The 23,487-nt window shown below is 55.5% G+C and carries 34 protein-coding genes; 33 read left to right on the top strand and 1 reads right to left on the bottom strand.

The features are described from left to right. Positions 1 to 2 precede the first annotated feature (2 nt). The 31 genes from tuf to bfr all read left to right on the top strand — a co-directional run bounded on the left by tuf (position 3) and on the right by bfr (position 17,363). Positions 3 to 1,196, top strand: a complete 1,194-nt coding sequence (gene tuf, locus H096_RS16465) for an elongation factor Tu (protein WP_003176426.1) — start codon at positions 3 to 5, stop codon at positions 1,194 to 1,196. 158 nt (positions 1,197 to 1,354) lie between these two features. Next, on the top strand, positions 1,355 to 1,666 hold the full coding sequence (gene rpsJ, locus H096_RS16470) for a 30S ribosomal protein S10 (RefSeq protein ID WP_003186070.1): 312 nt from the start codon (positions 1,355 to 1,357) through the stop codon (positions 1,664 to 1,666). 81 nt (positions 1,667 to 1,747) lie between these two features. After that, complete coding sequence (gene rplC / locus H096_RS16475; protein ID WP_003194649.1) at positions 1,748 to 2,383, top strand: 50S ribosomal protein L3; 636 nt, start codon at positions 1,748 to 1,750, stop codon at positions 2,381 to 2,383. Between the two features lie 12 nt (positions 2,384 to 2,395). After that, entirely contained in the window at positions 2,396 to 2,998 is a 603-nt protein-coding gene (rplD, locus tag H096_RS16480; protein ID WP_003176424.1) for a 50S ribosomal protein L4, read from the top strand. After that, positions 2,995 to 3,294: a 50S ribosomal protein L23 gene (gene rplW, locus H096_RS16485; RefSeq protein ID WP_002555488.1), complete on the top strand. Its 300-nt coding sequence runs from the start codon at positions 2,995 to 2,997 to the stop codon at positions 3,292 to 3,294. The genes rplD and rplW overlap by 4 nt, the downstream gene beginning before the upstream one ends. Before the next feature lie 14 nt (positions 3,295 to 3,308). Beyond that, complete coding sequence (gene rplB / locus H096_RS16490; protein ID WP_003186055.1) at positions 3,309 to 4,133, top strand: 50S ribosomal protein L2; 825 nt, start codon at positions 3,309 to 3,311, stop codon at positions 4,131 to 4,133. Between the two features lie 16 nt (positions 4,134 to 4,149). Then, positions 4,150 to 4,425, top strand: coding sequence for a 30S ribosomal protein S19 (gene rpsS, locus H096_RS16495; protein ID WP_003232420.1), 276 nt, complete (start codon positions 4,150 to 4,152; stop codon positions 4,423 to 4,425). A gap of 11 nt (positions 4,426 to 4,436) precedes the next feature. After that, positions 4,437 to 4,769 (top strand): 50S ribosomal protein L22, encoded by a 333-nt coding sequence (rplV, locus tag H096_RS16500; RefSeq protein WP_003103908.1) that lies wholly within the window; start codon positions 4,437 to 4,439, stop codon positions 4,767 to 4,769. A gap of 13 nt (positions 4,770 to 4,782) precedes the next feature. Continuing rightward, a complete protein-coding gene (gene rpsC, locus H096_RS16505) occupies positions 4,783 to 5,469 on the top strand; it encodes a 30S ribosomal protein S3 (protein ID WP_003176422.1) in 687 nt (228 codons plus the stop codon). Between the two features lie 12 nt (positions 5,470 to 5,481). Further along, the gene (gene rplP, locus H096_RS16510) at positions 5,482 to 5,895 is read left to right on the top strand and encodes a 50S ribosomal protein L16 (protein WP_003176421.1); all 414 of its coding nucleotides are present in this window, start codon (positions 5,482 to 5,484) and stop codon (positions 5,893 to 5,895) included. Beyond that, positions 5,895 to 6,086 carry a 50S ribosomal protein L29 gene (gene rpmC, locus H096_RS16515; RefSeq protein WP_002555481.1) on the top strand — a complete coding sequence of 64 codons (192 nt, stop codon included), beginning with the start codon at positions 5,895 to 5,897 and terminating at the stop codon, positions 6,084 to 6,086. The genes rplP and rpmC overlap by 1 nt, the downstream gene beginning before the upstream one ends. 2 nt (positions 6,087 to 6,088) lie before the next feature. Beyond that, positions 6,089 to 6,355, top strand: a complete 267-nt coding sequence (rpsQ, locus tag H096_RS16520) for a 30S ribosomal protein S17 (RefSeq protein WP_003176419.1) — start codon at positions 6,089 to 6,091, stop codon at positions 6,353 to 6,355. A gap of 23 nt (positions 6,356 to 6,378) precedes the next feature. Then, entirely contained in the window at positions 6,379 to 6,747 is a 369-nt protein-coding gene (rplN, locus tag H096_RS16525; protein ID WP_002555479.1) for a 50S ribosomal protein L14, read from the top strand. A gap of 11 nt (positions 6,748 to 6,758) precedes the next feature. Continuing rightward, positions 6,759 to 7,073 (top strand): 50S ribosomal protein L24, encoded by a 315-nt coding sequence (rplX, locus tag H096_RS16530; RefSeq protein ID WP_003176416.1) that lies wholly within the window; start codon positions 6,759 to 6,761, stop codon positions 7,071 to 7,073. 22 nt (positions 7,074 to 7,095) lie between these two features. Beyond that, positions 7,096 to 7,635, top strand: a complete 540-nt coding sequence (gene rplE, locus H096_RS16535) for a 50S ribosomal protein L5 (protein ID WP_003194642.1) — start codon at positions 7,096 to 7,098, stop codon at positions 7,633 to 7,635. Positions 7,636 to 7,648: 13 nt separating this feature from the next. Next, complete coding sequence (gene rpsN / locus H096_RS16540) at positions 7,649 to 7,954, top strand: 30S ribosomal protein S14 (protein WP_003176414.1); 306 nt, start codon at positions 7,649 to 7,651, stop codon at positions 7,952 to 7,954. Positions 7,955 to 8,160: 206 nt separating this feature from the next. Next, complete coding sequence (rpsH, locus tag H096_RS16545; protein WP_010206883.1) at positions 8,161 to 8,553, top strand: 30S ribosomal protein S8; 393 nt, start codon at positions 8,161 to 8,163, stop codon at positions 8,551 to 8,553. 12 nt (positions 8,554 to 8,565) lie between these two features. After that, the gene (rplF, locus tag H096_RS16550; RefSeq protein WP_003194640.1) at positions 8,566 to 9,099 is read left to right on the top strand and encodes a 50S ribosomal protein L6; all 534 of its coding nucleotides are present in this window, start codon (positions 8,566 to 8,568) and stop codon (positions 9,097 to 9,099) included. Between the two features lie 10 nt (positions 9,100 to 9,109). Continuing rightward, complete coding sequence (gene rplR / locus H096_RS16555) at positions 9,110 to 9,460, top strand: 50S ribosomal protein L18 (protein ID WP_003186037.1); 351 nt, start codon at positions 9,110 to 9,112, stop codon at positions 9,458 to 9,460. Between the two features lie 3 nt (positions 9,461 to 9,463). After that, the gene (rpsE, locus tag H096_RS16560; RefSeq protein WP_003176409.1) at positions 9,464 to 9,964 is read left to right on the top strand and encodes a 30S ribosomal protein S5; all 501 of its coding nucleotides are present in this window, start codon (positions 9,464 to 9,466) and stop codon (positions 9,962 to 9,964) included. Positions 9,965 to 9,966: 2 nt separating this feature from the next. Beyond that, entirely contained in the window at positions 9,967 to 10,143 is a 177-nt protein-coding gene (gene rpmD / locus H096_RS16565) for a 50S ribosomal protein L30 (RefSeq protein ID WP_003186033.1), read from the top strand. A gap of 3 nt (positions 10,144 to 10,146) precedes the next feature. Beyond that, positions 10,147 to 10,584, top strand: coding sequence for a 50S ribosomal protein L15 (rplO, locus tag H096_RS16570; RefSeq protein WP_003176407.1), 438 nt, complete (start codon positions 10,147 to 10,149; stop codon positions 10,582 to 10,584). Further along, the gene (gene secY, locus H096_RS16575) at positions 10,585 to 11,913 is read left to right on the top strand and encodes a preprotein translocase subunit SecY (RefSeq protein ID WP_003194637.1); all 1,329 of its coding nucleotides are present in this window, start codon (positions 10,585 to 10,587) and stop codon (positions 11,911 to 11,913) included. 28 nt (positions 11,914 to 11,941) lie between these two features. Further along, positions 11,942 to 12,058 (top strand): 50S ribosomal protein L36, encoded by a 117-nt coding sequence (rpmJ, locus tag H096_RS33315; protein WP_002555468.1) that lies wholly within the window; start codon positions 11,942 to 11,944, stop codon positions 12,056 to 12,058. 129 nt (positions 12,059 to 12,187) lie between these two features. Further along, complete coding sequence (gene rpsM, locus H096_RS16580; RefSeq protein WP_003194635.1) at positions 12,188 to 12,544, top strand: 30S ribosomal protein S13; 357 nt, start codon at positions 12,188 to 12,190, stop codon at positions 12,542 to 12,544. 30 nt (positions 12,545 to 12,574) lie between these two features. Then, a complete protein-coding gene (rpsK, locus tag H096_RS16585) occupies positions 12,575 to 12,964 on the top strand; it encodes a 30S ribosomal protein S11 (RefSeq protein ID WP_002555466.1) in 390 nt (129 codons plus the stop codon). An 18-nt stretch (positions 12,965 to 12,982) separates the two neighbouring features. Beyond that, entirely contained in the window at positions 12,983 to 13,603 is a 621-nt protein-coding gene (gene rpsD, locus H096_RS16590) for a 30S ribosomal protein S4 (RefSeq protein WP_003176404.1), read from the top strand. A gap of 22 nt (positions 13,604 to 13,625) precedes the next feature. Then, complete coding sequence (gene rpoA, locus H096_RS16595; RefSeq protein ID WP_003176403.1) at positions 13,626 to 14,627, top strand: DNA-directed RNA polymerase subunit alpha; 1,002 nt, start codon at positions 13,626 to 13,628, stop codon at positions 14,625 to 14,627. 41 nt (positions 14,628 to 14,668) lie between these two features. Next, complete coding sequence (gene rplQ / locus H096_RS16600) at positions 14,669 to 15,055, top strand: 50S ribosomal protein L17 (RefSeq protein ID WP_003176402.1); 387 nt, start codon at positions 14,669 to 14,671, stop codon at positions 15,053 to 15,055. Positions 15,056 to 15,294: 239 nt separating this feature from the next. After that, on the top strand, positions 15,295 to 16,749 hold the full coding sequence (locus tag H096_RS16605; RefSeq protein WP_033900041.1) for a catalase: 1,455 nt from the start codon (positions 15,295 to 15,297) through the stop codon (positions 16,747 to 16,749). 149 nt (positions 16,750 to 16,898) lie between these two features. Then, positions 16,899 to 17,363 carry a bacterioferritin gene (bfr, locus tag H096_RS16610; RefSeq protein WP_033900044.1) on the top strand — a complete coding sequence of 155 codons (465 nt, stop codon included), beginning with the start codon at positions 16,899 to 16,901 and terminating at the stop codon, positions 17,361 to 17,363. 66 nt (positions 17,364 to 17,429) lie between these two features. On the opposite strand, the gene uvrA is transcribed toward bfr, so the two are convergent. After that, the gene (gene uvrA / locus H096_RS16615; RefSeq protein WP_033900046.1) at positions 17,430 to 20,264 is read right to left on the bottom strand and encodes an excinuclease ABC subunit UvrA; all 2,835 of its coding nucleotides are present in this window, start codon (positions 20,262 to 20,264) and stop codon (positions 17,430 to 17,432) included. A gap of 178 nt (positions 20,265 to 20,442) precedes the next feature. On the opposite strand from uvrA, the gene H096_RS16620 reads away from it, so the two are divergent. Both H096_RS16620 and H096_RS16625 read left to right on the top strand, forming a co-directional pair. Next, complete coding sequence (locus tag H096_RS16620) at positions 20,443 to 21,843, top strand: MFS transporter (protein WP_033900048.1); 1,401 nt, start codon at positions 20,443 to 20,445, stop codon at positions 21,841 to 21,843. Positions 21,844 to 22,526: 683 nt separating this feature from the next. After that, positions 22,527 to 23,291: an NAD-dependent protein deacylase gene (locus tag H096_RS16625; RefSeq protein WP_033900049.1), complete on the top strand. Its 765-nt coding sequence runs from the start codon at positions 22,527 to 22,529 to the stop codon at positions 23,289 to 23,291. The last annotated feature ends 196 nt before the right edge of the window (positions 23,292 to 23,487 follow it).

The raw sequence follows: 23,487 nt of genomic DNA on the forward strand, positions 1-23,487 counted from the left end.
TCGTGGCTAAAGAAAAATTTGATCGTTCCCTACCGCACGTCAACGTTGGCACCATCGGTCACGTTGACCACGGTAAAACCACTCTGACTGCTGCTCTGACTCGCGTTTGCTCCGAAGTTTTCGGTTCCGCAATCGTTGATTTCGATAAAATCGACAGCGCACCAGAAGAAAAAGCTCGTGGTATCACCATCAACACCGCGCACGTTGAATACAACTCGCTGATCCGTCACTACGCTCACGTTGACTGCCCAGGTCACGCTGACTATGTGAAGAACATGATCACCGGTGCTGCCCAGATGGACGGCGCTATCCTGGTTTGCTCGGCTGCTGATGGTCCGATGCCACAAACCCGTGAGCACATCCTGCTGTCCCGTCAGGTAGGCGTTCCGTACATCGTGGTTTACCTGAACAAGGCTGACCTGGTAGACGACGCTGAGCTGCTGGAACTGGTTGAGATGGAAGTGCGCGATCTGCTGAGCACTTACGACTTCCCAGGCGACGACACTCCGATCATCATCGGTTCTGCTCGTATGGCTCTGGAAGGCAAAGACGACAACGAAATGGGCACCACGTCCGTTCGTAAACTAGTTGAGACTCTGGACAGCTACATCCCAGATCCAGTCCGTGTTATCGACAAGCCGTTCCTAATGCCAATCGAAGACGTATTCTCGATCTCCGGTCGCGGTACTGTTGTAACTGGTCGTATCGAGCGCGGTATCGTTAAGGTTCAAGATCCACTGGAAATCGTTGGTCTGCGTGACACTACCGTCACCACCTGCACCGGTGTTGAAATGTTCCGTAAACTGCTCGACGAAGGTCGTGCTGGCGAGAACTGCGGCGTTCTGCTGCGTGGTACCAAGCGTGACGACGTTGAGCGTGGCCAGGTTCTGGTTAAGCCAGGTTCGGTTAAGCCGCACACCAAGTTCGAAGCTGAAGTGTACGTGCTGAGCAAAGAAGAAGGCGGTCGTCACACTCCGTTCTTCAAAGGCTACCGTCCACAGTTCTACTTCCGTACTACCGACGTAACTGGTAACTGCGAACTGCCGGAAGGCGTAGAAATGGTAATGCCAGGCGACAACATCAAAATGGTTGTCACCCTGATCAAAACCATCGCTATGGAAGACGGTCTGCGTTTCGCAATCCGTGAAGGCGGCCGTACCGTTGGTGCTGGCGTTGTAGCTAAAATCATCGAGTAATTATCTCTTCTGAGATAGCTCTGATGTTTTGAAAGGCCCCCGCTCAGCGGGGGCCTTTTTTATTGGGTTGACACCTATCAGGGCCGTCTATAGAATTGCGCCTCCTTTTAACGGGCGTATTGCGCTCGCTGGGAATAGCAGCCGGAGTCTGAAATCCAATGCAAAATCAGCAAATCCGTATCAGGTTGAAGGCTTTTGACCATCGCCTGATCGACCAATCCACCCAGGAAATCGTGGAAACCGCGAAACGTACTGGTGCTCAAGTGCGTGGTCCAATTCCACTGCCTACCCGTAAAGAGCGGTTCACCGTTCTGGTCTCCCCGCACGTCAACAAAGACGCGCGTGACCAGTACGAGATCCGTACTCATAAGCGCGTACTGGACATCGTCCAGCCAACGGATAAAACCGTTGATGCACTTATGAAGCTTGATCTGGCGGCCGGTGTGGAAGTACAGATCAGCCTCGGCTAAGACTTGGGTCTTAGTCGTGTAACGCTCTGAAATGGGCGGCCATAGCGGGTGAAAGCCCCGTACACTCATGAGGTTTACAACATGACTATTGGTGTAGTCGGTCGTAAATGCGGTATGACCCGTATTTTCACCGAAGAAGGTGTCTCCATTCCGGTCACGGTCATTGAGATCGAACCGAATCGCGTCACCCAGTTCAAAACTGAAGAGACCGATGGCTATCGTGCAGTGCAAGTCACTGTCGGCGAGCGTCGTGCTTCGCGCGTGACTGCTGCTCAAGCAGGTCACTTCGCTAAAGCAAACGTTGCAGCTGGTCGCACTGTTATGGAGTTCCGTCTCGAAGACGGCGACTACCAGGCTGGCGATCTGATCAACGCTGAAATCTTCGCTGCTGGTCAACTGGTTGATGTAACCGGTCAGTCCAAAGGTAAAGGCTTCCAGGGTACGATCAAGCGTTGGAATTTCCGTGGCCAAGACAACACTCACGGTAACTCCGTTTCCCACCGCGTCCCGGGCTCTATTGGCCAGTGCCAGACTCCTGGTCGTGTATTCAAGGGCAAAAAAATGTCCGGTCATATGGGCGCTGAGCGCGTGACCGTGCAGTCCCTCGAAGTAGTGCGCGTCGACGCTGAACGCAATCTGTTGTTGGTCAAGGGTGCTGTTCCTGGCGCTACTGGCGGCAACCTGGTTGTACGTCCGGCGGCCAAGGCTCGCGGTTAAGGGGAAGCTGACATGCAATTAAATGTAAATGACGCTCAAGCGATCGAAGTTTCCGAACTGACGTTTGGCGGCGAGTTCAACGAGACGCTGGTTCACCAAGCAGTCGTGGCCTACATGGCTGGCGGCCGTCAAGGTAGCAAGCAGCAAAAGACCCGTTCCGACGTTCGTGGTGGCGGTAAGCGCCCTTGGCGTCAGAAAGGTACTGGCCGTGCTCGTGCCGGTACTATCCGTAGCCCAATCTGGCGTGGCGGTGGTACCACTTTCGCAGCTCGTCCACAGGATCACTCGCAGAAGCTCAACAAGAAGATGTACCGCGCAGCTCTGCGCTCCATCCTTGCTGAACTCGTGCGTACTGACCGTCTGGTCGTGGTTCAGGACTTCGCTGTTGAAAGCCCGAAAACCAAAGATCTGCTGGGCAAACTGAACAACATGAGCCTGACCGATGTTTTGATCGTGTCTGAAGCTGTTGATCAGAACCTGTACCTGGCTGCTCGCAACCTGCCACACGTTGATGTACGTGACGTGCAAGGTTCCGATCCAGTTAGTCTGATCGCATACGACAAGGTGTTGATCACCGTGTCGGCCGTGAAGAAATTCGAGGAGCTGCTGGGATGAACCAGGAACGCGTATTTAAAGTTCTGCTTGGCCCGCACGTTTCCGAAAAGGCTACGGTTCTGGCTGACAAGAAAGGCCAGTTCGTTTTCAAGGTTGCAACTGACGCAACCAAGCTGGAAATCAAGAAGGCCGTCGAAAGCCTGTTCAGCGTGAAAGTAGAGCGTGTTACTACCCTGAATGTTCTGGGTAAGAGCAAGCGCACTGCTCGCGGTCTGGGCAAGCGTAATGACTGGAAGAAGGCAGTTATCTCCCTTCAGCCAGGCCAAGATCTCGATTTCAGCAGCAGTGCTGAGTAAGGAAGGGGTGCATCATGGCAATCGTTAAATGCAAACCGACTTCCCCTGGCCGCCGTTTTGTGGTCAAGGTGGTCAACCAGGAGCTGCATAAAGGCGCTCCTCACGCACCGCTGCTCGAAAAAAAATCGAAGTCTGGTGGTCGTAACAACAATGGTCGTATTACCACTCGTCACATCGGTGGTGGCCATAAGCAGCATTATCGTCTGGTCGATTTCCGTCGCAACGACAAAGATGGCATCGCTGCCACTGTCGAGCGTATCGAATACGATCCAAACCGTACTGCTCACATCGCTCTGCTGCTGTACGCAGATGGCGAGCGTCGCTACATCATCGCCCCTAAAGGCGTGAGCGCTGGCGACCAGCTGATCGCAGGTGCTCTGGCACCGATCAAGCCGGGCAACGCTCTGCAACTGCGCAACATTCCAGTTGGTAGCACCGTACACGGCATCGAATTGAAGCCAGGTAAAGGCGCGCAAATCGCTCGTTCCGCTGGTGCTTCGGCTCAGCTGATCGCTCGTGAAGGTGTCTACGTGACCCTGCGTCTGCGTTCTGGTGAGATGCGTAAAGTGCTGGCTGAATGCCGCGCGACCCTGGGCGAAGTCTCGAACTCCGAGCACAGCCTGCGTTCGCTGGGTAAAGCTGGTGCCAAACGCTGGCGTGGCGTTCGCCCAACCGTTCGTGGTGTTGCCATGAACCCGGTTGACCACCCACACGGTGGTGGTGAAGGTCGTACCTCTGGTGGTCGTCATCCGGTATCGCCATGGGGCTTCCCGACTAAGGGCGCGAAGACTCGTGGTAATAAGCGTACCGACAAAATGATCGTCCGTCGTCGCAAGTAAATAGAGGGATACGACAGTGCCACGTTCTCTGAAAAAAGGTCCTTTTATTGATCTTCACCTACTGAAGAAGATCGAAGTGGCGGCGGAAAAGAACGATCGCAAACCAGTTAAGACCTGGTCGCGTCGTTCGATGATCCTGCCACAAATGGTCGGTCTGACCATCGCTGTACACAACGGTCGCTTGCACGTCCCAGTTCTCGTGAACGAAGACATGGTCGGCCACAAACTAGGCGAGTTTGCCGGTACCCGCACTTATCGTGGGCACGTGGCAGACAAGAAAGCCAAGCGTTAAGGGGTTAGGAAATGGAAGTAGCCGCTAAGTTGTCGGGCGCTCGAATCTCCGCCCAGAAAGCCCGCTTGGTCGCCGACCAGATCCGCGGGAAGAAGGTGGGCGAAGCGCTCAACCTGTTGGCTTTCAGCAGTAAGAAAGCCGCCGAGATCATGAAGAAAGTGCTGGAGTCGGCCGTAGCCAACGCCGAGCATAACGAAGGCGCAGACGTTGATGACCTGAAGGTCAGCACCGTTTTCGTCAACGAAGGGCGTTCGCTGAAGCGCATCATGCCACGTGCCAAAGGCCGTGCTGATCGCATCGTCAAGCGGTCTTGCCATATCACTGTCAAGGTTGCTGACAAGTAACGGAGTCGAAGAGATGGGTCAGAAAGTACATCCCATTGGCATTCGCCTGGGAATCGTCAAGGAGCACACCTCCGTCTGGTACGCAGACGGTCGGACTTATGCGGACTATTTGTTCGCTGATCTGAAGGTGCGTGAGTATCTCCAAGACAAACTAAAAAGCGCGTCCGTAAGCCGTATCGATATCCATCGTCCGGCCCAAACTGCACGTATCACCATCCACACCGCTCGTCCAGGTATCGTTATCGGGAAGAAAGGTGAAGATGTTGAGAAACTGCGTCAGGACCTGACCAAGCAAATGGGTGTGCCTGTGCACATCAATATCGAAGAGATCCGCAAGCCGGAGCTCGACGGTATGCTGGTTGCGCAGAGCGTAGCTCAGCAGCTGGAGCGTCGCGTTATGTTCCGTCGCGCTATGAAGCGCGCTGTACAGAACGCCATGCGCATTGGTGCCAAAGGCATCAAAATCCAAGTGAGCGGTCGTCTCGGCGGTGCTGAAATCGCACGTACTGAATGGTATCGCGAAGGTCGTGTGCCACTGCACACCCTGCGTGCCGACATCGACTATGCCAACTACGAAGCTCACACCACTTACGGTGTGATCGGTGTAAAGGTTTGGATCTTCAAAGGCGAAGTAATTGGTGGTCGCCAAGAAGAACTGAAACCACAAGCACCAGCGCCTCGTAAAAAAGCTGCTAAGTAAGGGGTACGCCAAATGTTGCAACCTAAGCGTACGAAGTTCCGCAAGCAGATGACAGGCCACAACCGTGGTCTGGCTCAGCGCGGTAGCAAAGTCAGCTTCGGCGAGTTCGCGCTGAAGTCTGTAGCTCGTGGTCGTCTCACCGCTCGTCAGATCGAGTCAGCGCGTCGTGCTCTGACCCGTCACGTTAAACGTGGCGGCAAGATCTGGATCCGTGTATTCCCGGACAAGCCGATCTCCAAAAAACCTCTCGAGGTTCGTATGGGTAAAGGTAAGGGTAACGTGGAATACTGGGTAGCCCAGATTCAGCCAGGCAAAGTCCTGTATGAAATCGAGGGTGTTTCTGAAGAGCTGGCGCGTGAGGCTTTCGCCCTGGCTGCTGCAAAGCTGCCGCTCGCCACCTCCTTTGTTAAACGGACGGTGATGTGATGAAAGCGAATGAACTTCGTGAAAAATCCGCACAGCAGCTGAACGAGCAACTGCTCGGCCTGCTGCGCGACCAGTTCAATCTGCGTATGCAGAAAGCAACTGGCCAGTTGGGGCAGTCTCATCTGCTCTCGCAAGTTAAGCGTGACATCGCTCGCGTGAAGACTGTGCTCAACCAGCAGGCAGGTAAGTGATCATGGCTGAAGCCGAAAAGACTGTCCGTACGCTGACTGGCCGTGTTGTCAGCGACAAGATGGACAAAACCATCACCGTTCTGATCGAGCGTCGCGTTAAGCACCCGATCTACGGTAAATATGTTAAGCGTTCGACTAAGCTGCACGCGCACGACGAAACCAATCAGTGCCACATCGGCGACAAAGTCACTATTCGTGAAACTCGTCCGCTGGCCAAGACCAAGTCTTGGGCACTGGTTGATGTTCTCGAACGCGCTGTGGAAGTCTAAGGACTAGGGGTCGGAGAAATTATATGATTCAGACTCAATCCATGCTCGATGTGGCCGATAACAGCGGCGCTCGCCGTGTTATGTGCATCAAGGTGCTGGGTGGCTCCCATCGTCGTTACGCTGGTATCGGTGACATCATCAAAGTTACCGTCAAGGAAGCAATTCCTCGCGGTAAAGTGAAAAAAGGCCAAGTGATGACTGCTGTTGTAGTCCGCACTCGTCACGGCGTACGTCGTGCTGATGGCTCCATTATCCGCTTTGATGGCAACGCTGCTGTTCTTCTGAACAACAAGCAAGAGCCGATCGGCACCCGTATCTTTGGGCCAGTGACCCGTGAACTTCGTACTGAGAAGTTCATGAAGATCGTCTCGCTCGCCCCAGAAGTGCTGTAAGGAGATCCGACATGCAAAAGATTCGTCGTGACGACGAGATCATCGTGATCGCCGGCAAAGACAAAGGTAAGCGCGGTAAGGTGCTTAAGGTTCTCGCTAATAACCGTCTGGTTATCGGTGGTCTGAACCTGGTCAAGCGTCATACCAAGCCTAACCCGATGTCGGGCGTGCAGGGCGGTATCGTCGAGAAAGAAGCTCCGCTGGACGCTTCTAACGTCGCCATCTTCAACGGCGAAACCAACAAGGCTGACCGCGTTGGTTTCAAAGTAGAAGACGGTAAGAAAATTCGTGTCTTCAAGTCGACCCAAAAAGCGGTTGATGCTTGAACACTGCTAGGTAGATTAGACCATGGCACGACTACAAGAGATTTACCGGAAGGAAATCGCCCCTAAGCTTAAGGAAGAACTTAAGCTTGGGAACGTGATGGAAGTTCCGCGCGTTACCAAAATCACCCTGAACATGGGTCTGGGCGAAGCGATCGGCGACAAAAAAGTCATCGAGCACGCTGTTGCTGACCTGGAAAAGATCACCGGCCAGAAAGTCGTTGTGACCTACGCTCGGAAATCCATCGCTGGCTTTAAAGTCCGTGAAGGTTGGCCGATCGGCGTCAAAGTGACCCTGCGCCGTGAGCGTATGTACGAATTCCTGGATCGTCTGCTGTCGATCTCCCTGCCTCGGGTCCGCGACTTCCGCGGCCTGAATGCCAAGTCCTTCGATGGTCGTGGTAACTACAGCATGGGCGTGAAAGAGCAGATCATCTTCCCGGAAATCGACTACGACAAGATCGATGCTCTCCGCGGTCTGGACATCACCCTGACCACCACTGCCAAGAACGATGATGAAGGTCGCGCCCTGTTGCGTGCTTTCAAATTCCCGTTCCGCAACTGATTGGAGTAGGACCATGGCCAAGATGAGCATGAAAAACCGCGAGCTGAAGCGTCAGCTCACGGTTGCCAAGTACGCCAAGAAGCGTGCAGCACTGAAAGCAATCATCGTTGATCTGAACGCAAGTCCAGAAGCGCGTTGGGAAGCTACAGTAGCTCTGCAGAAGCAGCCACGTGACGCAAGCGCTTCGCGCATGCGTAACCGCTGCCGCCTGACTGGTCGTCCACACGGCGTTTACCGCAAGTTCGGCCTCGGCCGTAATAAACTGCGTGAAGCGGCAATGCGTGGTGACGTACCAGGTCTGGTTAAAGCCAGCTGGTAAGTACTTTCAGCGTCCAGGTGGCCAATATCGCAAGATACTGACCACCGGTGACCTTGAATCTGGAACAAGCCCCTTTTGGGGCTTGTTTCATTTCCGGAGTGTGTCTAAAATACGCGGCTCGCCTGAGCCCGTGTTTTTTACCCGGAGATTCTCGGCGACATATGTAGCCGCAAGGCTAATTTTTTTGTATTAGGAGCGTCTAGCCCATGAGTATGCAGGACCCGTTAGCGGACATGCTAACTCGTATCCGTAATGCCCAGATGGCTGAAAAGTCCGTCGTAAGCATGCCATCTTCCAAGTTGAAGGTAGCTGTTGCCAAAGTCCTGAAAGACGAAGGCTACATTGCGGGTTATCAGATCAGCAGCGATGTAAAAGCACTGCTGTCCATCGAGCTGAAGTACTTCGAAGGCCGTTCGGTCATCGAGGAAGTGAAGCGCGTTAGCCGTCCAGGCCTGCGTCAGTACAAGTCCGCTGAAGATCTGCCGAAAGTTCGTGGCGGTCTGGGCGTGTCTATCGTCTCCACCAACAAAGGTGTGATGACGGATCGTGCTGCGCGCGCTGCCGGTGTCGGCGGCGAAGTTCTTTGCACTGTGTTCTAAGGGGGGATAAGCATGTCTCGCGTCGCTAAGAACCCCGTTAAGCTGCCAGCCGGTGTCGAAGTCAAATTCGCAGGCCAACAGCTTTCGGTGAAGGGTGCCAAGGGCACTCTTGAACTGAACATCCATTCGTCCGTTGAGATCGTTGAAGAAGCTGGTGAGCTGCGTTTCGCTGCTCGCAATGGCGATCAACAAACTCGCGCAATGGCCGGTACCACGCGTGCGTTGGTAAACAACATGGTCCAAGGCGTAAGCCAAGGCTTCGAGCGTAAGCTCCAGCTGGTCGGTGTTGGTTACAAAGCGCAAGCAAAAGGCACGGTTTTGAACCTAGCCCTTGGCTTCTCGCACCCTGTGGATTACGAACTGCCAGCGGGCATCACTGCTGAGACCCCTAGCCAGACCGATATCCTGATCAAGGGCATCGATAAGCAGCTGGTAGGTCAAGTGGCCGCTGAGATCCGCGACTTCCGTCCACCAGAGCCGTACAAAGGCAAAGGTGTGCGCTACGCGGACGAAGTCGTCCGTCGTAAAGAAGCCAAGAAGAAGTAGGGCATAGCAAATGACCGACAAAAAAGTTACTCGACTGCGTCGCGCTCGCAAAGCACGCCTGAAAATGCACGAACTCGAAGTCGTGCGTCTCTGCGTGTTCCGCTCGTCGCAGCACATCTACGCCCAGGTCATCTCGGCCGACGGCAACAAAGTCCTGGCAAGCGCCTCGACTTTGGATAAAGAACTGCGTGATGGTGCCACTGGCAACATCGACGCGGCCACAAAGGTTGGCCAGCTGGTCGCTACGCGTGCTAAGGCCGCTGGCGTCTCGCAAGTGGCTTTCGACCGCTCTGGCTTCAAGTACCACGGTCGCGTGAAAGCGCTGGCTGATGCTGCTCGTGAAGCTGGGCTGGAGTTCTAAGTTATGTCAAATAACGACCAAAAGCGCGACGAAGGCTACATTGAGAAGCTGGTTCAAGTTAACCGCGTAGCCAAAACCGTTAAAGGCGGCCGTATCTTCACCTTCACCGCGTTGACCGTGGTAGGTGATGGTAAAGGCCGTGTTGGCTTCGGCCGTGGCAAGTCACGTGAAGTGCCTGCTGCGATCCAGAAGGCAATGGAAGCTGCTCGTCGCAACATGATCCAAGTTGATCTGAACGGCACCACGCTGCAGTACGCAATGAAGTCCGCCCATGGCGCTTCGAAGGTGTACATGCAGCCTGCTTCTGAAGGTACCGGTATCATCGCTGGCGGCGCTATGCGTGCTGTCCTCGAAGTTGCTGGCGTTCAGAACGTTCTGGCCAAGTGCTACGGCTCGACTAACCCGGTAAACGTGGTTCACGCCACTTTCAAAGGTTTGAAAGCTATGCAATCTCCTGAGTCCATCGCTGCCAAGCGTGGTCTGACTGTCAAGGAGATCTTCTGATCATGGCTACCGTTAAAGTAACGCTGATCAAAAGCATGACCGGCCGCATCCCTAACCACAAACTGTGTGTTAAAGGTCTGGGTCTGCGTCGCATCGGTCACACTGTAGAAGTCCTGGATACTCCCGAGAATCGCGGGATGATCAACAAGGCTTACTACATGCTGCGTGTAGAGGGTTAATCGATGAAACTCAATGATCTGAGTCCAGCGCCGGGTTCCCGTCGCGAAAAGCATCGTCCGGGCCGTGGTATCGGTAGCGGTTTGGGTAAGACTGGTGGCCGTGGCCACAAAGGTCAAACCTCCCGCTCCGGTGGCACCATCGCTCCAGGCTTTGAAGGCGGTCAACAGCCGCTGCATCGTCGCCTGCCTAAGTTCGGTTTCGTATCCCTGAAAGCCATGGACCGCGCAGAAGTGCGTCTGTCCGAGCTGGCTAAAGTGGAAGGCGACATCGTTACTGTGCAGACCCTGAAAGATGCCAACGTGATCAACGTCAACGTACAGCGTGTGAAAATCATGCTGTCCGGTGAAGTGACTCGCGCTGTCACTATCGGCAAGGGAATCGGCGCCACCAAAGGTGCGCGTTCGGCTATCGAAGCAGCTGGCGGCAAGTTCGAGGAATAAATGGCTAAGCAAGGTGCTCTCTCAGCGCTCGGCAAAGGCGGTATGTCTGAACTTTGGGCTCGTCTGCGTTTTCTGTTCCTGGCGATTATCGTCTACCGAATAGGCGCACACATCCCGGTTCCAGGTATCAACCCGGACCGACTCGCAGACCTGTTTCGACAGAATGAGGGGACCATTCTTAGCTTGTTCAACATGTTTTCCGGCGGCGCGCTGGAACGGATGAGCATCTTTGCACTGGGGATCATGCCGTACATTTCGGCATCGATCATCATGCAACTGATGACCGCCGTCAGCCCGCAGCTGGAGCAGTTGAAGAAGGAAGGTGAAGCTGGCCGTCGCAAGATTAGCCAGTACACCCGCTACGGCACTGTCGTCCTCGCCCTCGTCCAAGCTATCGGCATGTCCGTTGGCCTGGCTGGGCAGGGCGTTGCGTTCACTGGTGACTTTGGCTTCCATTTCGTCGCGGTATCCACATTTGTGGCTGGTGCGATGTTCATGATGTGGCTGGGTGAGCAGATTACTGAACGTGGTGTTGGTAACGGTATCTCGATGTTGATTTTCGCAGGTATCGTCGCCGGTCTTCCGAGAGCGATTGGGCAGTCTTTCGAGTCTGCACGTCAGGGTGATATCAACATTTTCGCCTTGGTTGCCATCGGTTTGCTGGCAGTAGCGATTATCGGTTTTGTGGTGTTCATTGAGCGTGGTCAGCGTCGTATTGCTGTTCACTACGCCAAGCGTCAGCAGGGCCGTAAGGTCTTTGCTGCGCAGACCAGCCACTTGCCGCTGAAAGTGAATATGGCCGGTGTTATTCCGGCAATTTTCGCGAGCAGCATTTTGCTGTTTCCGGCTTCGTTGGGTACCTGGTTTGGTCAGTCCGAAAATATGGGCTGGCTGCAGGACCTCTCTCAGTCGATCGCTCCTGGTCAGCCGTTGAATATTCTGCTGTTTAGTGCAGGGATTATTTTCTTCTGCTTCTTCTATACGGCGTTGATGTTCAATCCGAAAGACGTAGCGGAAAACCTGAAGAAGTCCGGTGCCTTTATTCCGGGCATCCGTCCAGGTGAGCAGTCTGCACGCTACATTGATGGCGTTCTGACTCGTTTGACCCTGTTCGGTGCTCTATATATGACGGCCGTGTGCTTGTTGCCCCAGTTCCTGGTGGTTGCAGCAAACGTTCCGTTCTACCTTGGCGGGACCTCGTTGCTGATCGTGGTCGTGGTTGTGATGGACTTCATGTCCCAAGTACAATCGCACCTCGTTTCGCACCAGTACGAATCCCTGATGAAGAAAGCCAACCTGAAGGGCTACGGCAGCGGCATGTTGCGCTGAGTACCCCATAAGGTTCGAGGAGTTGGTGATGAAAGTTCGTGCATCGGTGAAAAAGCTGTGCCGTAACTGCAAGATTATTCGCCGCGAAGGTGTTGTTCGAGTAATTTGCAGCGCGGAACCGCGTCACAAACAGCGCCAAGGCTGAGTGTGATCCGCTTGAAGCCCGGCAGCTAGTGCGCTGCCGGGTTGATTATTTGTTATTACAGCGATATTATCTCGCGCCCTATTTCTTGGCTTCCGGGGCGTAGGTAGCTGTCAATTGGAGTCCCACTGAATGGCCCGTATTGCAGGCGTTAACATTCCAGATAACAAGCACACTGTTATCTCGCTGACCTACATCTATGGTGTTGGTCGCACTACTGCGCAGAAAATTTGCGCAGTTGCTGGGGTAAACCCAGCCGCTAAGATCAAGGATCTGAGCGACGAGCAGATTGAACAGCTGCGTGGCGAAGTGGCGAAGTTCACCACTGAAGGTGACCTGCGTCGCGAAATCAACATGAAAATCAAGCGTTTGATGGACCTCGGTTGCTATCGCGGTCTGCGTCATCGTCGTGGTCTTCCAGTACGCGGTCAGCGTACCAAGACTAACGCGCGTACCCGTAAAGGTCCGCGTAAGCCGATCCGCAAGTAATCGCCCCAGCGAATCGACAGGAAAATTATCATGGCAAAACCTGCTGCTCGTCCTCGTAAAAAAGTTAAAAAGACAGTGGTTGATGGCATCGCCCACATCCATGCTTCTTTTAACAACACAATCGTGACCATCACCGACCGTCAAGGTAACGCGCTTTCTTGGGCTACCTCCGGTGGTTCGGGTTTCCGCGGTTCCCGCAAGTCCACCCCGTTTGCTGCTCAAGTAGCTGCTGAACGTGCTGGTCAAGCTGCGCTGGAATACGGCCTGAAAAACCTCGACGTTAACGTCAAGGGTCCAGGTCCAGGTCGTGAGTCTGCTGTCCGTGCTTTGAACGGCTGTGGCTATAAGATCGCCAGCATCACCGACGTGACGCCAATCCCGCACAACGGGTGCCGTCCGCCGAAGAAGCGCCGCGTGTAATCCAGGAGATTGTAAAGAATGGCTCGTTACATTGGTCCAAAATGCAAACTCGCTCGTCGCGAAGGCACCGATCTCTTCCTGAAGAGCGGCGTGCGCGCGATCGAATCGAAGTGCAACATTGAAGCAGCACCTGGTATCCACGGCCAACGCCGCGGTCGCCAGTCCGATTACGGCACCCAACTGCGTGAAAAGCAGAAGGTCCGTCGTATCTACGGCGTTCTCGAGCGTCAGTTCAGCGGCTACTACAAAGAAGCTGCTGGCAAGAAAGGTGCAACCGGTGAAAACCTGCTGCAACTGCTCGAATGCCGTCTGGACAACGTTGTATACCGTATGGGCTTTGGTTCGACTCGTGCCGAATCCCGTCAGCTGGTATCGCACAAGTCGATCAGCGTTAACGGTCAGACCGTAAACGTTCCGTCCTACCAGGTTCGTGCTGGTGACGTGGTCGCAGTTCGCGAGAAAGCAAAAAACCAACTTCGCATTGTCCAAGCTCTCGATCTGTGTGCCCAACGTGGCCGCGTAGAATGGGTAGAAGTAGACACTGAGAAGAAGTCGGGCGTTTTCAAGAACGTTCCTGCTCGCAGTGATCTGTCCGCCGACATCAACGAAAGCCTGATTGTCGAGCTCTACTCCAAGTAAGGGCTAGAAAATAGGTGCATCCATGCAGATTTCGGTAAATGAGTTCCTGACACCCCGCCACATTGATGTGCAGGTTGTCAGTCCAACCCGCGCCAAAATTACTCTCGAGCCTCTCGAGCGTGGTTTTGGCCACACCCTGGGCAACGCGCTGCGCCGCATCCTGTTGTCCTCAATGCCCGGCTGTGCAGTAGTCGAGGCCGAGATTGACGGTGTGCTCCACGAGTACAGCGCCATCGAAGGTGTACAGGAAGACGTAATTGAAATCCTGTTGAACCTTAAAGGTCTGGCTATCAAGCTGCACGGCCGTGACGAAGTTACGCTGACCTTGTCGAAGAAGGGTTCGGGGGTGGTTACCGCTGCCGATATTCAGCTGGATCATGATGTCGAGATCGTTAACCCCGATCACGTAATCGCTAACCTGGCGTCTAACGGCGCCCTGAACATGAAGCTCACCGTAGCTCGTGGTCGTGGTTATGAACCGGCCGACTCGCGTCAGAGCGATGAAGACGAAAGCCGCAGCATTGGTCGCTTGCAGCTTGACTCTTCGTTCAGCCCGGTTCGCCGTATCGCATACGTGGTGGAAAACGCCCGTGTCGAACAGCGTACTAACCTGGACAAGCTGGTTATTGATCTGGAAACCAACGGTACTCTGGATCCTGAAGAGGCTATCCGCCGCGCTGCAACCATTCTGCAACAGCAGTTGGCTGCGTTCGTCGACCTCAAAGGTGACAGCGAACCAGTGGTAATCGAGCAGGAAGACGAGATCGATCCGATCCTGCTTCGCCCGGTTGACGATCTGGAACTGACTGTACGTTCGGCTAACTGCCTTAAGGCGGAAAACATTTACTACATCGGCGACCTGATTCAGCGTACCGAAGTAGAACTGTTGAAGACTCCGAACCTGGGCAAGAAATCCTTGACTGAAATCAAGGACGTTCTGGCCTCCCGCGGTCTGTCCCTCGGCATGCGCCTCGACAACTGGCCGCCTGCAAGTCTTAAGAAGGACGACAAGGCGACTGCCTGATCGTCGTAATCACCGAACGTGAGTTTGGTAAGGAATGAACCATGCGTCATCGTAAAAGTGGTCGTCACCTGAGCCGTACCAGCTCGCACCGCAAGGCCATGTTTCAAAACATGGCGGTGTCGCTGTTCGAGCACGAGCTGATCAAAACTACACTGCCGAAAGCTAAAGAACTGCGTCGCGTTGCTGAGCCGCTGATCACTTTGGCCAAGACAGACAGCCTGGCTAACCGCCGTCTGGCTTTCGACCGTACTCGTTCGAAAGCTATCGTTGGTAAGCTCTTCAACGACCTGGGCAAGCGTTACGCTACCCGTGAGGGTGGCTACCTGCGCATCCTCAAGTGCGGTTTCCGCGCTGGCGACAACGCGCCTATGGCGTACGTCGAGTTGGTTGATCGTGCTACTGCCGGTGAAGCTGTAAGCGCCGAGTAAGACGACAAGCTGTAACGAAGAACCGGGCCTAGTGCCCGGTTTTTTGTGCCCGTAGTAAAAGCGTGTTCGATACAAGCTTCCAAAGATTGTGCTTGGCACTATGGGGGTTGGAGTGTTCGGTAGAAAATATCTATTGATGCCTACAATTTAATGAATTTGTAGACGTCATATTGATGATCAATACTCCTCCCAAGCCGATTAGCCGGCAAGTTCCAAGTCCGACCTGAGGGAAATTGAGCATGAGCCAGAATAAAATCCTTACCACCGCCAGCGGCGCCCCCGTTGCGGACAACCAGAATTCACGTTCCGCCGGCCCACGCGGCCCGTTGCTGCTCGACGATTTTCATCTGATCGAGAAGCTCGCTCACTTCAACCGTGAAAATATCCCTGAGCGCCGTGTGCACGCCAAGGGTTCGGGTGCCTACGGCACTTTCACGGTCACCCAAGACATTACGCAGTACACCAGCGCCAAGCTGTTCGAGTCGGTGGGCAAGCAAACCCCTACCTTCCTGCGTTTTTCCACCGTAGGCGGCGAGCGTGGTTCGGCTGATACCGAGCGCGACCCACGCGGTTTCGCCTTGAAGTTCTATACCGAAGAAGGCAATTGGGACATCGTGGGTAACAACACTCCGGTGTTCTTCATTCGCGATCCTTTGAAGTTCCCGGACTTCATCCACACGCAGAAGCGCTTGCCGCAAAGCAACCTGAAAAGCGCACAAATGATGTGGGATTTCTGGTCGCACTCCCCAGAGGCGCTGCATCAGGTCACCATCCTGTTTTCGGACCGTGGTATCCCTGATGGCTACCGTCACATGCACGGCTTCGGCAGTCATACCTACAGCCTGATCAGCGCCAAAGGCGAGCGTCACTGGGTCAAGTGGCACTACAAGACCAAGCAGGGCATCAAGAACCTCGCGCCGGCCGAAGCTGCTCGCTTGGCCGGTACTGACCCTGATTACGCCCAGCGTGATCTGTTTGGCGCGATCGAGCGAGGTGACTTCCCGAAATGGCGCGTCTGCATCCAGATCATGACCGAGGCCCAGGCCAACGCTCATTACGAGAACCCGTTCGACGTGACCAAAACCTGGTCGCAGAAGGAGTTCCCGCTGATCGAAGTCGGCGAGTTGGAACTGAATCGTAACCCGCAGAACTACTTTGCTGAAGTCGAGCAAGCTGCCTTTGGCCCAAGCAACATGGTTCCAGGCGTCGGCCTGTCGCCAGACCGCATGCTTCAAGGTCGTGTGTTCGCTTACGCCGATGCCCACCGCTATCGCGTTGGCACCAATCACCAGCAACTGCCGGTGAATGCCCCGCGTAACCAGGTGAATAGCTACCAGCGTGATGGTTCGATGGCCTTTGGCAGCAACGGTGGCGCGGCGCCTAACTACGAGCCAAACAGCTACGCCGATGCACCGAAGCAAGCACCTCAGTATGCGGAGCCTGCATTGGCCCTGAGTGGCGCGGCTGACCGTTACGATCACCGTGAAGACACCGATTACTACAGCCACGCCGGTGCGCTGTTCCGCCTGATGAACGATGAGCAGAAAGCTTTGCTCACCAACAACATCGCCGGCGCGATGGGTGGCGTTTCCAGTGATGTGGTTCAACGTCAACTGCAGCACTTCTACAAGGCCGATCCGGCTTATGGAGAAGCAATCGCAAAGGCGCTGGGTGTATCGCTTAACCGACTCTAAACGATAAGCAGAACCGCCCTCATTTGGGCGGTTTTTGCGTTATTTCAGCTACTTTTCTCCGAAAAACATCACTTTTCTGCCGTTGGTCCCGTGACCTTCAAGTCATCATGGTTCAAACTACAGACTTTCAAGCAGGGAGATGTAGGGCGATGCAAGGTCACCCCGACGTAATCGATTACCTCAACACGTTGCTGACGGGCGAACTGGCTGCTCGTGACCAATATTTCATCCATTCGCGCATGTACGAAGACTGGGGCTTTACCGAGCTCTACGAACGTATCAACCACGAGATGGAAGAAGAGGCACAGCACGCCGACGCACTGATGCGCCGTATCCTCATGCTCGAAGGCACGCCGCGTATGCGTCCGGATGACCTGGATGTGGGCACCACAGTCCCTGACATGCTCGCTGCCGACCTGCGCCTCGAGTACAAGGTCCGTGCCGCGCTCTGCAAGGGCATTGAGCTCTGTGAGCAGCACAGCGACTTCGTCACCCGTGAAATCCTGCGGGTGCAGTTGAACGACACAGAAGAAGATCACACCTACTGGCTGGAAAAGCAGTTGGGCCTGATCAAGCTGATTGGTCTGGAAAACTACCTGCAATCGCAGTTCTGATTCCCGGCTACAAAAAAGCCCCTGTCACCGTAAAGTGACAGGGGCTTTTCATTGGGCCCGAAAAAGTCAGGCCCGGTCGCGTTCCAGCAATGGTTTCAAGTAGTAACCGGTGTGCGACTGCGGCATTTCGGAAACCTGCTCCGGCGTGCCCACGGCAATGATCTGGCCACCTTTGGATCCGCCTTCCGGCCCAAGGTCCACCAGCCAATCGGCCGTCTTGATCACATCAAGGTTGTGCTCGATCACCACCACGGTGTTGCCGTGGTCGCGCAGGCGGTGCAGCACGTCCAATAGCTGCTGAATATCCGCGAAGTGCAGGCCGGTGGTCGGCTCATCGAGGATATACAGGGTCTTGCCCGTATCGCGCTTGGACAGCTCGCGAGACAACTTCACCCGCTGCGCCTCACCCCCCGACAGCGTAGTCGCTGACTGGCCCAGTTTGATGTAGGACAAGCCCACGTCCATCAGTGTTTGCAGCTTGCGCGCCAACGCCGGGACCGCGTCGAAGAACACCCGTGCTTCCTCGATGGTCATCTCCAGGGTTTCGTGGATGCTCTTGCCCTTGTATTTGATCTCCAGGGTTTCGCGGTTGTAGCGCTTGCTCTTGCACACATCGCACGGCACGTAGATGTCCGGGAGAAAGTGCATTTCAACCTTGATCAAGCCATCGCCCTGGCACGCTTCACAGCGCCCGCCCTTGACGTTGAACGAGAACCTGCCTGGCCCGTAACCCCGTGAGCGGGATTCCGGAACACCCGCAAACAGCTCGCGAATCGGCGTAAACAAACCGGTGTAGGTCGCCGGGTTGGATCGTGGCGTCCGGCCAATCGGGCTCTGGTCGATATCGACCACCTTGTCCAGATGTTCCAGGCCCTTGATGCTGTCGTGCGCCGCGGCTTCCAAGGTGGTCGCGCCGTTCAAGGCGGTGGCACTCAAGGGGAACAGCGTGTTGTTGATCAGCGTCGATTTCCCCGAGCCGGAAACACCCGTCACACAGGTCAGCAAGCCCAGTGGGATTTCCAGGTCGACATTGCGCAAGTTGTTACCGCGTGCGCCCTTGAGGTGCAGCGCCAGCTTCTTGTTACGCGGTGTGCGTTTGGCCGGCACCTCAATCTTCACACGGCCAGATAAGTACTTACCGGTCAGCGAATCCGGGTGCGCCATGACTTCAGCCGGCGTGCCTTCAGCGACAATGTGCCCGCCATGCACGCCCGCGCCCGGGCCGATATCGACCACATAATCCGCCAGGCGAATCGCATCTTCATCGTGTTCGACCACGATAACCGTGTTGCCGATGTCCCGCAGGTGTTTCAACGTGCCTAGAAGGCGATCATTGTCGCGCTGGTGTAAGCCAATCGACGGCTCATCGAGGATGTACAACACACCCACAAGACCCGCACCAATCTGGCTGGCCAGGCGAATCCGCTGGGCTTCACCGCCGGACAGGGTATCGGCACTGCGATCCAACGACAGATAGTCCAGGCCCACGTTGACCAGGAACTGCAATCGCTCGCGAATTTCCTTGAGGATCTTGTCGGCGATCTCCCCACGGCGCCCGGTCAGCTTGAGCACACCAAAGTACTCGCAGGCATCCCCGATCGGCAGGTTGGTCACCGCCGGCAAGGTCTTCTCGCCCACCCACACATGCCGCGCCTCACGACGCAGGCGAGTGCCGCGGCAATCCGGGCAAGGCTGGGTGCTGAGGAATTTCGCCAGCTCTTCACGCACGCTTGCCGATTCGGTCTCGCGGTAGCGGCGCTCCAGGTTTGGCACAATGCCTTCGAACGGGTGGGAGCGCTTGACGATATCGCCACGGTCGTTCAGGTATTTGAAGTCGACGTTCTGCGAACCGCTGCCGTGCAGGATGACCTTCTGCTGATCCGCCGGCAGTTGGTTGAACGGTACTTCCAGGCTGAACTTGTAGTGCGAAGCCAACGACCCGAGCATCTGGAAGTAGTAGACGTTGCGCCGGTCCCAGCCGCGTATCGCGCCCTCCGCCAGCGTCAGGTCGCCATTGACCAGGCGCTTGATATCGAAGAACTGCTTCACGCCCAGGCCATCGCACGTCGGGCAGGCGCCGGCCGGGTTGTTGAAGGAAAACAGCTTGGGTTCCAGCTCGCTGATGGCATGGCCGCAGATCGGGCAGGCAAAGCGCGCGGAGAAGATGATCTCTTCGCCCGGCTCGTCGTCCATCGGTGCAACCAAGGCGATGCCGTCGGCCAGCTTCAGGGCAGTTTCAAAGGATTCCGCCAGGCGTTGTTGCAGGTCGGCGCGCACCTTGAAGCGGTCGACGACCACATCAATCGAGTGCTTCTTCTGTTTGTCGAGCTTCGGCGCTTCGTCCAGCTCATAGAGCTTGCCGTTGATGCGTGCGCGTACAAAACCCTGGGCCCGCAGCTCTTCGAAGACGGAAAGGTGTTCACCCTTGCGCTCGCGGATCACCGGCGCCAGCAGCATCAGCTTGGCGCCTTCCGGCTGGGCCAGCACCAGGTCGACCATCTGGCTGACGGTCTGGGCTTCCAGTGGAATGTCGTGGTCCGGGCAACGCGGAATACCCACGCGTGCATACAGCAGGCGCAGGTAGTCGTAGATTTCAGTGATGGTGCCCACGGTGGAACGCGGGTTATGGGAGGTCGACTTCTGCTCGATGGAGATCGCCGGCGACAGGCCTTCAATGGTGTCGACGTCGGGTTTTTCCATCATCGACAGGAACTGGCGGGCATAGGCCGACAGCGATTCCACATAGCGACGCTGGCCTTCGGCATACAGCGTGTCAAACGCCAGGGACGATTTGCCGGACCCGGACAAGCCGGTGATGACGATCAGTTTGTCCCGGGGCAGGGTCAGGTCGATGTTCTTCAGGTTGTGGGTTCTAGCCCCACGAATCAGGATCTTGTCCAAGATGGCCTCGCACGGCGGGCGTAAATAATGCCGGAGTATACGGCTAAAGACTGGATGAATATACACTGTCAAAAGGCCGCTTGCAGCCTTAGATGAAAGCTGCGCGGCAAACCGCCGCATATACCCTCTCAATCGATGGGACTGGTAGAATCGCCGCCGGTTCACACGAGGTTTTTCCATGCACGATCCCCACAGCGAACGCATGAGTAGCGGCGAGACCCGAGCGGCAAGCGGTCTGGCCCTGGTGTTCGCCTTCCGTATGCTGGGCATGTTTATGGTGTTGCCGGTGTTGGCGACCTATGGAATGGATCTCGCAGGCGCGACCCCCGCATTGATTGGCCTGGCTATTGGCGCCTACGGCCTGACCCAGGCGATTTTCCAGATTCCCTTCGGGATCATTTCCGACCGTATTGGCCGCCGCCCGGTCATCTACCTCGGGCTGATCGTGTTCGCCCTCGGCAGTGTGCTCGCGGCTCAGTCCGATTCCATCTGGGGCGTGATTGCCGGACGTATCCTACAAGGCGCCGGAGCGATTTCCGCGGCGGTGATGGCCTTGCTGTCGGACCTGACCCGCGAACAACACCGCACCAAGGCCATGGCCATGATCGGCATGACTATCGGCCTGTCGTTTGCCGTGGCCATGGTGGTCGGTCCCTTGCTGACCCGTGCGTTCGGCTTGCATGGACTGTTCCTCGCCACCGGCGGTATGGCGCTGTTCGGCATCGTGATCGTGGCCTTCATGGTGCCGCGCTCCACCGGCACATTGCAGCATCGCGAGTCGGGCGTCGCACGCAAGGCGCTCTTGCCGACGCTCAAGCATCCGGATCTGCTGCGCCTGGATTTAGGTATCTTCGTATTACACGCGATGCTGATGTGCAGCTTCGTCGCCTTGCCCCTGGCCTTGGTGGAAAAAGCCGGCCTGCCCAAGGAACAGCACTGGTGGGTCTACCTCACTGCGCTGTTGATTTCGTTCTTCGCCATGATCCCGTTCATCATCTATGGCGAGAAAAAACGCAAAATGAAACGAATCCTGCTCGGCGCCGTCACGACGCTGATGCTCACTGAGCTATTCTTCTGGCAGTTCGGCGACAGCCTGCGGGCGCTGGTAATCGGCACGGTGGTATTTTTCACCGCGTTCAACCTGCTGGAGGCTTCATTGCCTTCGCTGATCAGTAAAGTTTCACCGGCCGGCGGCAAGGGCACGGCGATGGGGGTGTATTCCACCAGCCAGTTCCTCGGTTCTGCACTGGGCGGCATCATGGGGGGCTGGATGTTCCAGCATGGCGGTTTGTCGGTTGTCTTCCTCGGATGCGCCGGGCTGGCTGCACTTTGGCTGGCCTTTGCTGTTACCATGCGCGAACCTCCCTACGTCACAAGTCTGCGTTTGCCGCTATCGCCTGAGGCGATCCGCGAAAGCGGTCTGGTAGAGCGCCTCAAGGCAGTCGTAGGGGTAACAGATGCAGTCGTGGTCGCGGAAGAGGCGGCCATTTACATCAAATTGGACACCGAATTATTGGATCGCGCGACGCTCGAGCAACTGGTCAATCCAGTGCCGACAGCGCGCCCAGCCTATGGCTAGGGCCAATTTATTTTGGTCAAAATAGCGTTCAAAGGCCAATCCTGGACTGGTCAAAACTGGCAAGGGCCAATTGATTTTTCCGAAAGGCCTTTGTCTCAAGTTATGTTTGGGCGATTTATTCTCCCTTAAGCCTTGTCAGGCGGCCGACTCACTCGCAATTGTGTAAACAGTGATTTACGTGCTTGGTCATAAGAGCCGCGATGTACGCGTATGGATGAATTGCGAGGTAGATGGTTTATGCTTTCTCCCAACGATTACCTCCGTTCACAAGCAGGCGCAACAGAGGTGTATTGACTCGTTGCGCTTCCTAGCTGCAGCACTATCTCTCTCTCGCCCAAGATGTCGCCATTGAGGCAGTGCAGATGTTATGTCCACCGAACCTGACCGGTCGGGAGCACTGGTGCTTGGATGAGCTTATTCAGAGAATTGTTATCGAGGGATTGGGACCGATCAAGGAGCAGTGATCTATGAGGCGTCGATGGGCACCTATAAGCTTGGTGATCTCGATTCGTGGAAGAGGAAAACTCGTCAGATCTGGTACTCAGAGCAGCGGCTTCGTGCTCACATACCTCGGGTATCCAATCGCGTGATCGATCCGAATGAGCCATACCTCTATGCGGCGGTGCCCTGATGAAGGCGCGGAAGCCTGTTTCATTATTTGAGCCAAACCATCTGAGGGGCACATGCTAGCCCTGGAACGAGCGAAGATATCGTTACTGAAAGCCAGAACTATTACCTGCTTCTCCGGCGCTGGGATTTCGGCTGAAAGCGGAATCTCTACGTACCGAGACCCGCTGGCCGGGCTTTGGTCACAGTATGACCCTGAGAAGCTGGAGACCGCGAAGGCCTTTCGAGAGAATCCTCGTCTGGTTTGGGGGTGGTACTTGTGGCGGCGACAACAAGTGGCTCGGTCGCAGCCCAATGTTGCGCACCGAGCATTCTGTCAAATGGCGGCAACGGGGCGTACCGTTTCTATCATCACTCAGAATGTTGACGATCTGCATGAGCGGGCCGGGTCTCATGGTGTCCTTCATTTGCATGGCAGTCTGGCTACCCCAAAGTGTTTCGCTTGTCATCGACCCGCAGAGCTGGCGCAGGATCAATTAGCTGTACCCGTTGAAGGCGCGTTGATCGAACCGCCACGCTGCAGACGATGCGGTGGCAAACTGCGCCCAGGAGTGGTTTGGTATGGAGAGGATCTGTCGAGAGATGTTTGGAAGTCTGCGATGTCATTGGTGCGAGGCTGCGACATCCTGATATCTGTAGGCACATCCGGGATTGTCACACCTGCCGCAGATATTCCGAGGCTCGCTTTGGCGTCGGGCGCTTTATTAATTCATGTGAATACGGAAGATGTAAGTCTGGGGGAACACAACGAGATCATGCTGATCGGTAATGCGACAGGTGTTCTCGCGCAACTTTCTGAATTTTTGGAGAGTGATGCGTAATTGCATGGACTTGACCACCCATTTGCATTCGACTTGACCAGGCGTTTGCATCGGACTTGACCAGTGTACATCGTATCCATAACTGGTTAAGGTCGACCCAAAGCAGTCAACCACTTGGGCCGTCTGAGTGTCATCGAGTGAGGATATTGGGGTCGCGGTAGGGACGGCAGTTACCTGCCGCCCCCCGCACAGATCC

Origin of the sequence: Pseudomonas sp. FH1 (assembly GCF_000510895.2) — a bacterium.
GTDB classification, from domain to species: Bacteria; Pseudomonadota; Gammaproteobacteria; order Pseudomonadales; family Pseudomonadaceae; genus Aquipseudomonas; species Aquipseudomonas azotoformans_A.